The organism is Vibrio sp. SCSIO 43137 (genome assembly GCF_028201475.1).
In the GTDB taxonomy this organism is placed as follows: Bacteria; Pseudomonadota; Gammaproteobacteria; order Enterobacterales; family Vibrionaceae; genus Vibrio.
Map to the genome: position 1 here is coordinate 969572 of NZ_CP116383.1, position 13969 is coordinate 983540.

A 13969-nucleotide genomic window follows, 5' to 3' on the forward strand; every position below is an offset into this window, starting at 1 on the left:
ATATTTTTACCACTCTATCTAAGTCTCTATTGGGCATAAGTTAAGCACTTACTTACATTTTTTCATCTAAACCTTGTTAAATGTGGCCAATTAGATAGATACTTACATAGGTTGGTATTACATAGTTTGTTATGACTTAGGGATATAAGAAAATGAGCTACCAAGATAAAAACGCAATGTCTCCTATCATTGATGCGCTAGTGCCAATGGTGGTAGAGCAAACTTCACGTGGTGAACGCTCCTACGATATCTATTCTCGTCTGTTAAAAGAGCGTGTGATTTTCCTGACTGGTCAGGTTGAAGACCATATGGCGAACCTTGTTGTGGCTCAGTTGCTCTTCCTTGAGTCAGAAAATCCGGATAAGGATATTTTCCTTTATATTAACTCTCCGGGTGGCAGTGTCACTGCGGGCATGTCTATCTACGATACCATGCAGTTTATCAAGCCGAATGTAAGTACAGTTTGTATGGGGCAGGCGTGTTCTATGGGCGCCTTCCTTCTGGCCGGTGGTGAGAAAGGTAAACGTTATTGTCTGCCAAACTCACGTGTGATGATTCACCAGCCACTTGGCGGTTTCCAGGGGCAGGCATCTGACATTCAGATTCATGCTCAGGAAATTCTGACCATTAAGCAGAAGCTGAATACTTTACTTGCAGAACATACAGGTCAGCCGCTGGAAGTGGTTGAAGGCGACACAGATCGCGACAACTTTATGTCTGCTGAGCAAGCTGTTGAGTATGGGCTTGTGGATGCGGTTCTTAACCACCGCGGCGAATAACAGGTATAACCACCTTTTTCGAGAAAAGCATTAAAAATTGATATACACTCAAATCAATAAGGTAAAGGCTAAGAGGTTAGCGAATGACAGATAAAAGCAAAGAGGGCAGCAGTGGTAAACTGCTTTACTGCTCTTTCTGCGGTAAAAGCCAGCACGAAGTTCGCAAGCTAATTGCAGGTCCTTCTGTTTACATTTGTGACGAATGTGTCGACCTTTGTAACGACATTATTCGTGAAGAGATCAAAGATGTTCTTCCTAAAGGTGAGTCTGAAGCACTTCCGACTCCCCGTGACATCCGTGAACATCTTGATGACTATGTAATCGGTCAGGACTATGCGAAGAAAGTGCTAGCGGTTGCGGTATATAACCACTACAAGCGTTTACGTAATGGTGATACTACAGCGGAAGGTGTAGAACTTGGTAAAAGTAACATTCTTCTGATCGGGCCGACAGGAAGTGGTAAAACACTACTGGCTGAAACACTGGCTCGTTTTCTCGATGTTCCGTTCACCATGGCAGATGCTACCACATTAACTGAAGCAGGTTATGTTGGTGAAGACGTTGAAAACATCATCCAGAAACTGCTGCAGAAATGTGATTACGACGTTGCTAAAGCTGAACGCGGCATCGTTTATATTGATGAAATCGATAAGATTTCCCGTAAAGCTGAAAACCCGTCCATCACCCGTGATGTTTCCGGTGAAGGTGTTCAGCAGGCTCTGCTAAAACTGGTTGAAGGTACCGTTGCTTCCGTTCCACCTCAGGGTGGCCGAAAGCATCCTCAGCAAGAGTTTTTGCAGGTTGATACTTCTAAGATTCTGTTTATCTGTGGCGGTGCGTTTGCCGGTCTGGATAAGGTTATCGAGCAGCGCGTTGCAACGGGCACAGGTATCGGCTTTGGTGCAGAGGTGCGCTCTAAAGATGAAACCAAAACCGTTGGTGAACTGTTTACTCAGGTAGAGCCGGAAGATCTGGTGAAATACGGATTGATTCCTGAGTTTATCGGTCGTCTGCCGGTAACAACGACTTTGACTGAGCTGGACGAAGCGGCGCTTATTCAGATTCTTTGCGAACCTAAGAACGCGTTGACCAAACAGTATTCAGCTCTGTTTGAGCTGGAAGATGCTGAGCTTGAGTTCCGTGAAGACGCACTAAAAGCTATCGCTAAAAAAGCGATGGAGCGTAAAACCGGTGCACGTGGTCTGAGATCGATTCTTGAAGGTGTTCTGCTGGAAACCATGTATGAACTGCCGTCATCTGAAGATGTCAGCAAGGTGGTTATCGATGAGTCAGTCATTAATGGTGAATCTGAACCGCTGCTAATCTATAACGGTAAAGAGAGTCAGGCTGCCGGTGGTGAGTAATCACTGAGGACGACAGTTCTAAGCTAAAGCAAATTGAGAAGAGGTCAGGAATGACCTCTTTTTTTATAAGTATATTTTCTTTTTCGTCATATACTTATATTCAAAGAAGAGGTCAGTTTTGTGCACGGAAAAAATGGCGGTTTTTTTCCTTTGCTTGTTGAATCCCTTTAAATTGACCCCATATACATCTCATAAGAACAAACGGATAGAGAGAATTTTATGAACTTGGAACGTTCCGAACGTATCGAGATTCCAGTATTGCCTTTGCGTGATGTTGTTGTGTATCCGCATATGGTGATTCCTTTGTTTGTTGGCCGGGAAAAGTCGATTCGTTGTCTGGAATCGGCAATGGATAACAACAAACAAGTATTGCTGGTTGCCCAGAAAGAGGCCGATACAGATGAACCTGCTATTGATGATCTGTTTGGCATTGGTACCGTTGCGACCATTCTTCAGCTGTTAAAGCTGCCAGACGGTACAGTAAAAGTTCTGGTTGAAGGTCAGCAGAGAGCCAAAATTCACCAGTTTAAAGAAAACGATTTTTTCCTGGCTGATGCAGAATACCTGACCACTCCTGAGCTTGATGAAAAAGAGCAGGAAGTGATTGTCCGTAGTGCGATCAACCAGTTTGAAGGCTTTATCAAGCTGAACAAAAAGATTCCGCCTGAGGTTCTGACTTCACTGAACGGAATTGATGATGCCGCCCGTCTTGCCGATACCATAGCCGCGCATATGCCGCTGAAACTGGCTGAAAAGCAGCAGGTTCTTGAAGTTATTGATGTTAACGAACGTCTTGAGTTCCTGATGGGGCAGATGGAGTCTGAAATCGATCTGCTTCAGGTTGAAAAGCGCATCCGTGGCCGTGTTAAAAAGCAGATGGAGAAATCCCAGCGCGAGTATTACCTGAATGAGCAGATGAAAGCGATTCAGAAAGAGCTCGGTGACATGGATGATGCCCCGGACGAGTTCGAGACGCTGAAGAAGAAAATTGCAGATTCGAAAATGCCGAAAGAGGCTCAGGAGAAAACTGAGCAGGAGCTGCAAAAACTGAAAATGATGTCACCAATGTCGGCTGAAGCGACAGTGGTGAGAAGCTACATCGACTGGATGGTAGGTGTTCCGTGGGCCAAACGCTCTAAAGTTAAAAAAGATCTGTCTAAGGCAGAAGAGGTGCTTAACCACGACCATTATGGTCTGGAGCGGGTTAAAGAGCGCATTCTGGAGTACCTTGCCGTTCAGAACCGAATCAACAAGCTGAAAGGTCCGATCCTTTGCCTTGTAGGGCCTCCGGGTGTGGGTAAAACCTCTCTGGGTCAGTCCATTGCATCAGCGACCGGCCGTAAGTATGTACGTATGGCACTGGGTGGCGTACGTGACGAAGCTGAGATCCGTGGTCACCGCAGAACCTACATTGGTTCTCTGCCGGGTAAACTGATTCAGAAGATGTCAAAAGTTGGAGTGAAGAACCCGCTATTCCTGCTGGATGAGATCGATAAGATGTCATCGGATATGCGTGGCGATCCCTCTTCAGCGCTGCTGGAAGTACTTGATCCGGAACAGAATAACGCCTTCAACGACCATTATCTGGAAGTCGATTATGATCTGTCAGATGTGATGTTTGTGGCTACGTCCAACTCAATGAATATCCCGGGGCCACTGCTGGACCGTATGGAAGTGATTCGTCTATCCGGTTATACGGAAGACGAAAAACTGAATATCGCTAAGCGCCACCTTGTTGAGAAGCAGATGAAGCGCAACGGTCTTAAGTCAGGTGAAGTTGAGATTGAAGATTCAGCTATCATCGGCATTATCCGTTACTACACAAGAGAAGCGGGTGTACGTGGACTGGAGCGTGAGATTTCTAAGATCTGCCGTAAGGCGGTTAAGAATATCCTGCTGGATCGCGATATCAAGCAGATCACAGTCAGTATGGATAACCTAAAAGAGTACCTTGGCGTGCAGCGTCACGACTACGGCAAAGCTGATGAGAGCAACCGCATCGGTCAGGTGACTGGTCTGGCGTGGACGGAAGTGGGCGGCGATCTGCTGACCATTGAAACGGAAGCCATGCCGGGTAAAGGTAAGCTGACACAAACCGGTTCTCTTGGTGATGTGATGCAGGAGTCTATTCAGGCTGCCATGACAGTGGTTCGCACCCGTACAGGTAAACTGGGTATCAATGAAGACTTCTACGAGAAGCGTGATATCCATGTGCACGTTCCTGAAGGTGCAACTCCTAAAGATGGTCCTAGTGCCGGTATTGCTATGTGTACTGCTCTGGTTTCCAGCCTGACGGGTAACCCTGTACGTGCTGATGTGGCCATGACGGGTGAAATCACTCTGCGTGGTGAAGTCCTTCCGATCGGTGGTCTGAAGGAGAAATTACTTGCGGCACATCGTGGCGGCATCAAAACAGTACTGATTCCAAAAGATAATGAGCGTGATCTGGAAGAGATTCCGGACAATGTAATCGCTGATCTGGTCATCAAACCTGTGCAATGGATTGATGAAGTATTAAGCGTGGCACTGGAGAACGACCCTGCTGGCTTTACGGTAGAGTCCTCAAAATAGTGACGTGCAGCAAAAATAAGTAAAGAACTACGCTGGCAAAGCCGAAAAGTGCTTGTCAGCGTTTTTTTTGGGAGCTAAGTTAAGCAACTGTTGCTTCAACCTAGATTCCTAAAGGCTTGGAGCTCATTTTAAATCTCATACGGAACGAATGTTACCTACTAAAAATATAACAGGTAACGAAAAGGGGAATAATCGTGAATAAAACACAATTAGTAGAAAAAATCGCGGAAAACGCAGATATTTCAAAAGCGTCAGCTGGTCGTGCACTTGATGCTGTAATTGAAGCAGTAACAGAAACTCTTAAAGCTGATGAGCAAGTAGCTCTTGTTGGCTTTGGTACATTCAGCGTTCGTACTCGTGCAGCTCGCACAGGTCGTAACCCTAAGACTGGTGAAGAAATCCAAATCGCTGAAGCGAAAGTACCTTCATTCAAAGCAGGTAAAGCTCTTAAAGAAGCTTGTAACTAATAAATCCAGTAATTTATTGGTCTGTTCAAATTGAAAATGCGCATCACATTGGTGCGCATTTCTTTTTCTGATATTATTCGGCTATTCAACTTTTTGTGAGCAAAGAAGTTTCTTCTGGCTCAATCTGTGGAGACAAGTAAGATTATGATGGATCGATTACGCGAGGGCGTGAACAGCATCGCGGTTAAGATTATCCTTGGACTAATTATTCTCTCTTTTGTATTCGCCGGTGTAGGTAACTACATTATTGGCGGTGGTAATAATGCTGCAGCAAAAGTGAATAATACAGAAATTGGTCGCGCTGCATTCGAGCAGGAGTATACAAACGAACGTAACCGTATGCAGTCTCAGATGGGCGATTACTTTGCTAATCTTCTGGCTGATCCTGCTTATGTTCAGTCATTCAGAAAATCCATTCTGGATCGTATGATTAATCAGGTACTGCTGGAACAGTATGCTGACTCTCTGGGTTTGCGTATCAGCGATGAACAAATTCGTCGTCAGATTCTGCAAATGCCGGAATTCCAGAATGACGGAAAATTCGATCAGGATATTTACAGTGCGACACTAAGACGTGCTGGTTTCTCTGTTGACGGGTTTGCGGAGTATCTTCGTCGTGATATGACTCGCCAGCAAGTGCTTTCTGCTCTACAGAACAGTGAGTTTACCCTTAGCAACGAAATTAAAGCTCAGAACGAACTTCTGACTCAGAGCCGCTCTATCCGCACCGTGCTGCTTAATGTTGCTGATTATGCCAAGACAATTGAGCTGAGCGACGCAGACCTGCAAGAATACTATCAGGCCAATACATCAAGCTTTACCCGCCCTGAGCAGGTGAAAGTCTCTTATGTTGAGTTGTCTGCACAGGCTCTTAAGTCTCAGATTGCTATCAGTGATGAGAAAGCTGAGCAGTACTACCATGAAAATATAGACAAGTACTCTTCTGCGGAGCAGAGAGAGCTAAGCCACATCCTGATTCAGGGCGATGACGAAGCAAAAGCACAAGCTATTCTTGATGAACTGAATGGCGGCGCTGACTTTGCTGAACTGGCTAAAGCGAAATCTGAAGATATCGGTAGTGCTGAGCAAGGCGGTTCTCTGGGCTGGGTTGAAAAAGATGTCATGGATCCGGACTTCGAAACGGCAGCATTTGCCCTGCAAAACGTCGGTGATGTAACTGGTCTGGTGAAGTCTGCCTTTGGTTACCATATCATCAAGCTGGATGCCCTGAAGGCCTCTGCGGCGAAACCTTTCTCTGAGGTGGCTGCTGAAATTAAAACTGAGCTGGCTGATCAGGAAGCAGTAGAGCAGTTCTATGCTTTGCTGAACGAACTTGAAACCGTTGCTTTTGAATTCCCGGATTCACTGGATGATGCAGCTAAAGCAATTAGTCAGCCGATCATGACGACAGACTTTGTTTCTCAGTTTGATGCACCTGAGCTTCTGCGTAGCCCTTCAGTAATGCAGGCGATTATGAGCCCTGAAGTTAAAGAGGACGGCCTGAACTCTGAAGCCATTGAAATTGCTCCTGAACATGTGCTTGTTGTGCGTGTAGAAGAGACTCGTGACGAAACTGTACTTCCGTTTGAAGAAGTTAAGGCACAAGTGACAGAACAACTGGCCGCGGTTAAAGGCGAGCAGCAGGCGATGGAACTGGCGGGTAAGCTGGTTGACGATCTGAATGCCGGTAGCGATAAGGTTCTGACTGAAAATGGCCTTGCTTTTGGTGAACAAGAGACAGTAGACAGAGGAAACCCTCTGGCACAGACTGTATTTGCCATGGTTAAACCTGCTGAAGGTAAGCCAAGCTATGCGCAGACAACTGACTTACAAGGCAATATTGTTATTGTTGAGCTGGATAAGGTAACAGTAAGTGACAATAGTGAGTTTAATACTCAGATTGCTGCTCAGCTGGTTCGCTCTAACAGTCAGCAAGATATTGACGCCGTTGTGAATACCCTTCGCGCAGATGCTGATATTGAGTATTACGTAGTGAGTGTTCAGCCGTAATAATTCTGTATTCAGACTGAAACCAGACGGGCCGCATTCGCGGCCCGTCCTATTTTTCCCTTTTCGATAAAGACAAATCAGTTTTGCTGGACAACCATAAGCGCTCCTGAAACATAAGATGGAGCACAAAAATGAAGATTGGTCAGCTAGTTAGCACACTACTTTTTATTATAGGTTTGTCATTCCCCGTATATAGCTCTGAAAATGCTGCGGAGATGTCCGAAAGCGGAAAGGAGCATGCTGGTATAGAGATCACCGTAAACATCAATACAGCAGATGCAGAAGAGCTTGCGACCCTGTTGTCCGGTGTAGGCAGTAAAAAGGCTCAGAAGATAGTCGAATATCGTCAGCAGCACGGCCCGTTTAAAACCGTAGAAGAGTTAAGTAACGTTTCTGGTATCGGTCCGGCAATCATTGAAAAGAATCGCAGCCGGATTATTCTTTAACTCATTCCCTATTAAGGTCTTCTTATCACGATGCAGAAGGCCTTTTTTTATACATAAACAGAGCAACAGCGACAAAAATTCCGCTTACTCCGCCGGTGAAATGAGCCTCAATCGCCACTCTGGCATTAATCAGTTCTGCTGTGCTGCTTGCCGCCCCGAATAGTTGTTCGTAACCAATTTTAGCCATAACGCCCATAACCAGCAGCCAACTGGAACGGCGCCCCTGTAGTGCTTCTGTCAGGGCATAGTAGGCAAAGATACCGTGTAATACTCCGGAAAGGCCGGCATAACTGCCGAGGTCAGACAACATCAGGGACAGACCAACACAGAAGGAGAGCAGTATCAGCAGTAAACTAAGGTTTTTAGCTGTCGGAGTAAACAGATAAACCATAACGCCCAGTGCTGCCATATTCATCGCCAGATGAGGCCAGTTGGTATGAGTAAAGTTTCCTGTCAGTATTCGCCACCATTCTCCCTGTTGAATCAGGTTAAGATCCCAGAAGCTAATGCTATGGAACTGAGGATACTGTAATATCACAGCTATTAAGGCAACTACGATTAACAAAAGGTATCTGTGCACTGTATGTCCCGGTATTGTTCAGGCTGCGGTAAAGCGAAAAAGGCGTGCATTTGCGCTGAAGTTAAGCCGATTGAGGCGAAAACAGAGGTTATTATTCTTCAGCATCCGACAGAAGTAAAGCAGGCGAAAGGCACGGCTAAGATCCTGTCACTGTCGTTGTCAAACAGTCGCTGTTTTGTCGGTGAGGACTTTACTCATCATGCACAACTGAATGCGCTGCTTCAGCAGAAAAATTACACCACCTTGCTACTTTACCCTGCAGAAAAGGCGGTTGAGATAACTGCTTTGGCAAGTCAAAAAGAGACAGAAAGTGAGAGAGTCAGGCTTATAGTGATTGATGGCACCTGGAAAAAAGCCTTTAAAATCTATACCTTGTCGAAAAACCTGCACCCGCTGCAGGCGTGTAAATTACCACCGTCACTTTGTGGCAGCTATACCATACGTAAAGCTCCGGATAACAATAGTTTATCTACGGTCGAGGCGGGGTATCATGCACTTAGCCTGCTTGAACCTGAGATCGATTTCCAGCCCTTAATAAATGCCTTTGATTATATGAAGCAATTTTATCTTGAGCAGGTTCCGGCCGCTCTGGTGAATAAGCATTACAAGCTGGATAAGTAAATGACGGCATCTCTTTACAGGTAACCTGTAGGGCAAATTTAATCTATTATATAAGAAAGTAATTTGTTAACGGTCAGGCCATTGATGGCCGGTTAACAACAGAGATTTCCAGGACGGAAACGATTGATGACCGATGGATCAGAGCAAGCCCAGAGCCGAGGTATTTCAGGCCGGATAAAATTCGGCCTGATGTTAATTCTTTTTCCTGCCTTTTTAAGCGCCAAACCGGTGCAACTTGACCTTGTAACTGAAGAGTTTCCACCTTTACAAGTTCAGGTTGATAATCAGGCCAAAGGCTATGTTATCGACTTTATAAAAGCGCTTGTTGATGACGCAAGCAAAGAAGTTCCTGTTGCCATCAGGATGATACATTTTGTCCCGTGGAAAAGGGCAATTGTTATGAGTCAGCAAATGGAAAACGTGTTGTTTTTTTCTATTTCGCACACTGAGGCGAGAGAAGATAAGTATCACTGGATTGGCGAGGTCTCTCCCTATGAAGTGAAACTATTCCGTCATAGTAGCGGTCCTAAATTTCAGCCGGACCGCCTGAGTGATCTGCATAAGTTCCAGTTAGGAACACAAGCCGGTGGTAATCTGGATGACTATTTTACTGCAAAGGGCTTTGACCTGATTAAGGTGACCTATTCAAGGCGGGTGTTAAAGCTGTTAAAAGCCGGTCGTCTCGACTATGCGCCTTTGGTATCGCAAAGTTATTACTACCGGATCGAACAATATGATCTCAATCCCGATGACTACCTGCCGGTACTGCGAATTGATGACTTATGTAAAGACCTCTGGCTGGTTGCCAGTAAGGGAACCTCCCCTGAGGTCGTTCAGGCGCTGAAAAATAGCTATCAAAAACTGATTAATCAGGGGCTGCTTCAGCAGCTAATCGATGCTTACCACCCTAAAAGCGAAGTAATGATGCAATAAAGAGCTGAAAAAAGGCTTCAGTCTGAAGATTAATTTTCTACAGGTGCGATGAAAATAGTTGCTGATGCAGTTTCTGTGCATAACCGTCAGTCATGGCCGCAATATAGTCACAAATCACTCTCATTCCATCCTGCTTATTCCTGTCAGCCATTATCCATTTCTGTCTGGTTGTATCGGGCAGTAGGCGTTCAGGATCAGCACTTAGAGCTTCAAACAGATCCATCACAATTTGCTGGCCTTTATATTCGACAATCTGAACCTGCGGGATCTGGATAACATAGTCGTTCACAAAGTGTTTAAATACACCAAGCGCCTTGGATAACTGAGGTTCAAGATAGGCATTTAAGCTAAGTAGAGGGCTATCAAATTCACTGCCTTTAACGGACTGAACAGAAACATTGGTCAGAAAGGTATTTACAATGCCACCGATGGCATCTTTTCGCAGATAGTGTTCTCCGGAGAAAAGCATCTCGCCAATATTATCAATGTTAGCTTCAAACCAGAGATCACCGCAGTTGGCCAGCTGTTTTGCCGCAGCTTTATGCCACTGTTGAGAGTTAACCAGACCTAACACAATGGCGTCTTCAAGGTCATGAACACCATAAGCGATATCGTCAGCCAGCTCCATAATGGAGCAATCAATTGATTTATATAAAGTTTTACTATGTTTAAACTCGTTGGAACCGGCAGAAGATACAGAGCAGAAGTTTTTCTTGTCTGAAGGTGTCAGCGGCTCTAGTACCCAATCAAAGTCAGTTTTGTCGCAATCATAAATTCCTTTTGCCGGACTCCACTCTTTTGCTTTTAGTTGCCTTTGGTGAGCAACGGGTGAAGGCTGAGATTTGCTGCGTACTGCGCTTAGCAGGCTGGGGTATTTAATTAAACCAAGCAGGCTCCTTCTGGAAAGGTTCATACCATGGCTTTTGGTGTAAGGTTCAAGCTGAGTCAGAATTCTGAATGTCTGAGCATTCCCTTCAAAACCGCCGCAATCACGCATGGCGTAGTTAAGGGCAACCTCTCCGCCGTGTCCGAATGGCGGGTGACCAATATCATGGGCAAGACAGAGTGATTCGATTAAGCTGGCAGACGGAAGCAAAGCCTTATATTGAGATTGTTTGCTCTCTAACTGAGCCAGTATTCCGGAGCCAATTTGCGCCGCTTCCAGAGAGTGAGTCAGGCGGGTTCTGTGGAAGTCATTAACACCTGTACCATGAACCTGAGTTTTCGCCTGCAGACGACGAAAAGCCGCTGAATGAAGGATTCTGGCTCTGTCGCGCTGGAAAGGGTCACGATGATCTTTTCGTCTTAACTTATGTTCATTGTTGATACGTTGTTGCCAGAGCTCAATCTGAGAGTTCTCCATAACCTGTCCTGACTTTTCAACCACTTGGATAAACTAATAATGCGCTGAATGGAGATAGCTGTCCAGTATGTTTATTGTTCAGGCGGAGTAGCAAGGGTTAGGTAATTAATGGTCAAAGCAGAGGTGCCGGAGAGACGACCTCTGCTTCTGTAGTTCGCCTTAGTTATTATTTTCATAGGCGCTATAGTTATAGTCGACAGAAACCAAAGCACGATACTGGATTTTGCCACGCTCTTTAGAGAACTCTTCAATGGTGACTTTAAAGTCGTCCACCTTAATATCTCTTACCTGAGAATCCGCATAAGAAGGCAAGGTTTTTTTCAGTTCCTTCTGGGGCATAGCTTTAATTCTGTCAATCAGGTTATAACCTGCTTCATAGGCCAACTCCGCAGATGGTGTTGCGTATGTGGTTAATGTAGTTTCTTTAATAATAGTTGTTTCGCCTGCAAATGCAGTAGACGTTAATAACAGGCCAGTTGCTAATAAAGTTAATTTTTTCATCTCGTCACCTCAATACATTATTTAATTAATCCCACCTTTTAAATCTGTTAACTGGTGAGCACAATTTGATTATGTTTTTGTATTTGAGATTTAGCTAATAAAACAATAAAAAATATCATTTGTTGATGGTTTATTTATTTTTTATAACTACTTTTCATGCTTAACATACTGTTTTACAGGCTTTTGTTTTTAGCTTTAAGTTGGCTATAAGAAAGAGAGAAGAGCTTGTTAATCTTGAGATAAAGAAAACCGCCTATGCCTGTGTTGGCGAAGGGAAAGAGTTAATTAGAGATGCCTGCTAGTGTGTTGAAGAAAGGGATTATATATTTTGATAATCCCTTTTAATATTTTACAGCTATCAGCCTGATATTTTGTCAAATGTGGTTGTGCAACTCTCGCAAAATATATCCATAAAATCTTTTACTTCCGGCATGGTTTCAATTAAAGATTCTATTCTCGGATCCAACCCCTCTTTTACATGTAAAAATTCGTCGTTATTAAACCTTAATTCATTAAGAGTTTTAATATAAGCTGCCAGAATATCTGCCGCTTTAACGATCTGCTTATATTCAGCATCAACATTTTTCTGAACCACTAAGCTGGAAAATTCATCCCTGAGATCGTCCGGTAGGGTCTCCAGACACTCCTGTTCGGCAATATCTTCCAGTTTTTTAAAGGCGGCAGTAAACTCAGGGCTGTGATATTTGGTTTTTGAGTTCATATCCTGAAGTTTGGTTTCAGAAATTTCATGGTAGATGGCAATAACGGCTGCCCTGTCCGGGTTCAGGTTACCGCCGTATCGTTTATTTCTGATCACTGCTAACAGGTGAGCAATAACCGATACCTGATGGGAGTGTTCTGACACATTCTCTTCCTGAAAACAGTGCATAAGCGCCCAGCGCTTAATTAAAGGCATACGGGTAACCCATGCCATAAATGTACTTTGCTTTTGCTTCACTTACTTATCCTTGTCGTGCTATCTGCGTGTTTCGAACGCATAAAAAAGCTCCCATGGAGGGAGCTAGTATACTCTATATAGTAAGTAATTTTACTGGCTGTAGGTAGATAAAAACCGCTCAAACCGGCCAATGGCCAGTTCCAGATCCTCGACATGGGGCAGGGTAACAATACGGAAGTGGTCCGGTTTCGGCCAGTTAAAGCCAGTCCCCTGAACCAGCAGTACTTTTTCCTGTACCAGAAAATCCAGTACCATCTTCTGGTCATCGTGAATGTTATACATTTTGGTATCTATTTTCGGGAATAGATACATGGCGCCTTTCGGCTTTTTACAACTGATACCCGGAATCTGAGTGATCAGATCAAAGGCTTTATCTCTCTGTTCCAGCAGGCGGCCACCGGGCAGTATAAGTTCATTTATACTCTGATAGCCGCCAAGTGCAGTCTGAACAGCGTGCTGCATAGGTACGTTGGCGCAAAGTCGCATAGAGGCGAGCATATCCAGACCATCAGAATAGCCTTTTGCCAAGTGTTTCGGCCCGGTCAGGAACATCCAGCCACTACGGAAACCACATACGCGATAAGCTTTGGATAGTCCGTTAAAGGTCATAATTAATACATCATCAGCCAGGGAGGCGATAGATGTATGGGTAGCACCGTCGTAAAGCACTTTGTCGTAGATTTCGTCAGCAAAAATAATCAGATTATGCTGGCGGGCAATTTCCAGAACCTGCAGAAGGAAGTCGCGGCTGTAGACAGCACCGGTAGGGTTGTTCGGGTTGATCAGAACAATACCGCGGGTTTTGCTGTTAATCTTCTGCTTTATATCCTCTAAATCCGGATACCAGTCCGACTCTTCATCACAGATATAGTGGACAGGGTTGCCGCCCGACAGTGATACTGCAGCTGTCCATAGTGGATAATCCGGAGCAGGCACTAGTAGCTCATCACCATTATTCAGTAAGGCCTGCATTGCCATAACAATAAGTTCAGAAACACCGTTACCTATATAAACATCTTCAACATCAAAGCTGCGGATGCCTCTTCGCTGGTAATGCTGAACCACAGCTTTACGGGCGGAGTAGATCCCTTTTGAGTCTGCATAGCCCTGTGAAGTAGGCAGGTTACGGATCACATCGACCAGAATTTCATCCGGGGCATCAAATCCAAAAGGGGCCGGATTGCCAATATTTAGCTTTAGAATTTTATGCCCTTCCTCTTCCATACGCTTAGCATGTTTGAGCACTGGTCCCCGAATGTCGTAGCAGACATTATCGAGTTTTGATGACATCTCGATATTTTGCATGGTTTGATTCCTGAATATTCTGATTTTACTTTATCAAAGTACACCATTATGGTTATTTTTAGTATAAAAAT

The 13969-nt window shown here is 44.7% G+C and carries 13 protein-coding genes; 8 read left to right on the plus strand and 5 right to left on the minus strand.

Going from position 1 to position 13969, the window contains the following annotated elements; all coding sequences use genetic code 11:
• Positions 1-152 precede the first annotated feature (152 nt).
• The 6 genes from clpP (at position 153) to PK654_RS04710 (ending at position 7637) form a co-directional block, all read left to right on the plus strand.
• Positions 153-779, plus strand: a complete 627-nt coding sequence (gene clpP, locus PK654_RS04685) for an ATP-dependent Clp endopeptidase proteolytic subunit ClpP (RefSeq protein ID WP_271697931.1) — start codon at positions 153-155, stop codon at positions 777-779.
• 83 nt (positions 780-862) lie between these two features.
• Positions 863-2143, plus strand: a complete 1281-nt coding sequence (clpX, locus tag PK654_RS04690) for an ATP-dependent protease ATP-binding subunit ClpX (protein ID WP_271697932.1) — start codon at positions 863-865, stop codon at positions 2141-2143.
• A gap of 219 nt (positions 2144-2362) precedes the next feature.
• The gene (gene lon, locus PK654_RS04695) at positions 2363-4714 is read left to right on the plus strand and encodes an endopeptidase La (RefSeq protein WP_271697933.1); all 2352 of its coding nucleotides are present in this window, start codon (positions 2363-2365) and stop codon (positions 4712-4714) included.
• 194 nt (positions 4715-4908) lie between these two features.
• Positions 4909-5181 (plus strand): HU family DNA-binding protein, encoded by a 273-nt coding sequence (locus PK654_RS04700; RefSeq protein WP_271697934.1) that lies wholly within the window; start codon positions 4909-4911, stop codon positions 5179-5181.
• A 144-nt stretch (positions 5182-5325) separates the two neighbouring features.
• The gene (gene ppiD / locus PK654_RS04705) at positions 5326-7191 is read left to right on the plus strand and encodes a peptidylprolyl isomerase (RefSeq protein ID WP_271697935.1); all 1866 of its coding nucleotides are present in this window, start codon (positions 5326-5328) and stop codon (positions 7189-7191) included.
• A gap of 215 nt (positions 7192-7406) precedes the next feature.
• A complete protein-coding gene (locus PK654_RS04710; RefSeq protein WP_271698796.1) occupies positions 7407-7637 on the plus strand; it encodes a ComEA family DNA-binding protein in 231 nt (76 codons plus the stop codon).
• Between the two features lie 25 nt (positions 7638-7662).
• Here PK654_RS04710 and rrtA read toward each other — a convergent pair whose 3' ends face one another.
• Entirely contained in the window at positions 7663-8217 is a 555-nt protein-coding gene (gene rrtA, locus PK654_RS04715; RefSeq protein ID WP_271697936.1) for a rhombosortase, read from the minus strand.
• A 3-nt stretch (positions 8218-8220) separates the two neighbouring features.
• On the opposite strand from rrtA, the gene PK654_RS04720 reads away from it, so the two are divergent.
• Positions 8221-8838, plus strand: a complete 618-nt coding sequence (locus tag PK654_RS04720; RefSeq protein WP_271697937.1) for a tRNA-uridine aminocarboxypropyltransferase — start codon at positions 8221-8223, stop codon at positions 8836-8838.
• Positions 8839-8964: 126 nt separating this feature from the next.
• Positions 8965-9771 (plus strand): substrate-binding periplasmic protein, encoded by an 807-nt coding sequence (locus PK654_RS04725; protein ID WP_271697938.1) that lies wholly within the window; start codon positions 8965-8967, stop codon positions 9769-9771.
• A 37-nt stretch (positions 9772-9808) separates the two neighbouring features.
• Here PK654_RS04725 and PK654_RS04730 read toward each other — a convergent pair whose 3' ends face one another.
• The 4 genes from PK654_RS04730 to PK654_RS04745 form a co-directional block, all read right to left on the minus strand.
• The gene (locus PK654_RS04730; RefSeq protein ID WP_271697939.1) at positions 9809-11134 is read right to left on the minus strand and encodes an anti-phage deoxyguanosine triphosphatase; all 1326 of its coding nucleotides are present in this window, start codon (positions 11132-11134) and stop codon (positions 9809-9811) included.
• Positions 11135-11293: 159 nt separating this feature from the next.
• The gene (locus tag PK654_RS04735) at positions 11294-11635 is read right to left on the minus strand and encodes a DUF3316 domain-containing protein (protein WP_271697940.1); all 342 of its coding nucleotides are present in this window, start codon (positions 11633-11635) and stop codon (positions 11294-11296) included.
• Between the two features lie 358 nt (positions 11636-11993).
• A complete protein-coding gene (gene yfbR, locus PK654_RS04740; protein ID WP_271697941.1) occupies positions 11994-12593 on the minus strand; it encodes a 5'-deoxynucleotidase in 600 nt (199 codons plus the stop codon).
• A gap of 90 nt (positions 12594-12683) precedes the next feature.
• Complete coding sequence (locus tag PK654_RS04745; RefSeq protein WP_271697942.1) at positions 12684-13898, minus strand: pyridoxal phosphate-dependent aminotransferase; 1215 nt, start codon at positions 13896-13898, stop codon at positions 12684-12686.
• Positions 13899-13969: the final 71 nt, after the last annotated feature.

Excerpts from the sequence above, each read along its gene's own strand:
- PK654_RS04720 (WP_271697937.1), top strand. The coding sequence starts at position 8,221 with ATGTCCCGGTATTGTTCAGGCTGCGGTAAAGCGAAAAAGGCGTGCATT.
- clpP (WP_271697931.1), top strand. The coding sequence starts at position 153 with ATGAGCTACCAAGATAAAAACGCAATGTCTCCTATCATTGATGCGCTA.
- ppiD (WP_271697935.1), top strand. The coding sequence starts at position 5,326 with ATGATGGATCGATTACGCGAGGGCGTGAACAGCATCGCGGTTAAGATT.
- PK654_RS04710 (WP_271698796.1), top strand. The coding sequence starts at position 7,407 with ATGTCCGAAAGCGGAAAGGAGCATGCTGGTATAGAGATCACCGTAAAC.
- PK654_RS04725 (WP_271697938.1), top strand. The coding sequence starts at position 8,965 with ATGACCGATGGATCAGAGCAAGCCCAGAGCCGAGGTATTTCAGGCCGG.
- PK654_RS04730 (WP_271697939.1), bottom strand. The coding sequence starts at position 11,134 with ATGGAGAACTCTCAGATTGAGCTCTGGCAACAACGTATCAACAATGAA.
- clpX (WP_271697932.1), top strand. The coding sequence starts at position 863 with ATGACAGATAAAAGCAAAGAGGGCAGCAGTGGTAAACTGCTTTACTGC.
- lon (WP_271697933.1), top strand. The coding sequence starts at position 2,363 with ATGAACTTGGAACGTTCCGAACGTATCGAGATTCCAGTATTGCCTTTG.
- PK654_RS04745 (WP_271697942.1), bottom strand. The coding sequence starts at position 13,898 with ATGCAAAATATCGAGATGTCATCAAAACTCGATAATGTCTGCTACGAC.
- PK654_RS04735 (WP_271697940.1), bottom strand. The coding sequence starts at position 11,635 with ATGAAAAAATTAACTTTATTAGCAACTGGCCTGTTATTAACGTCTACT.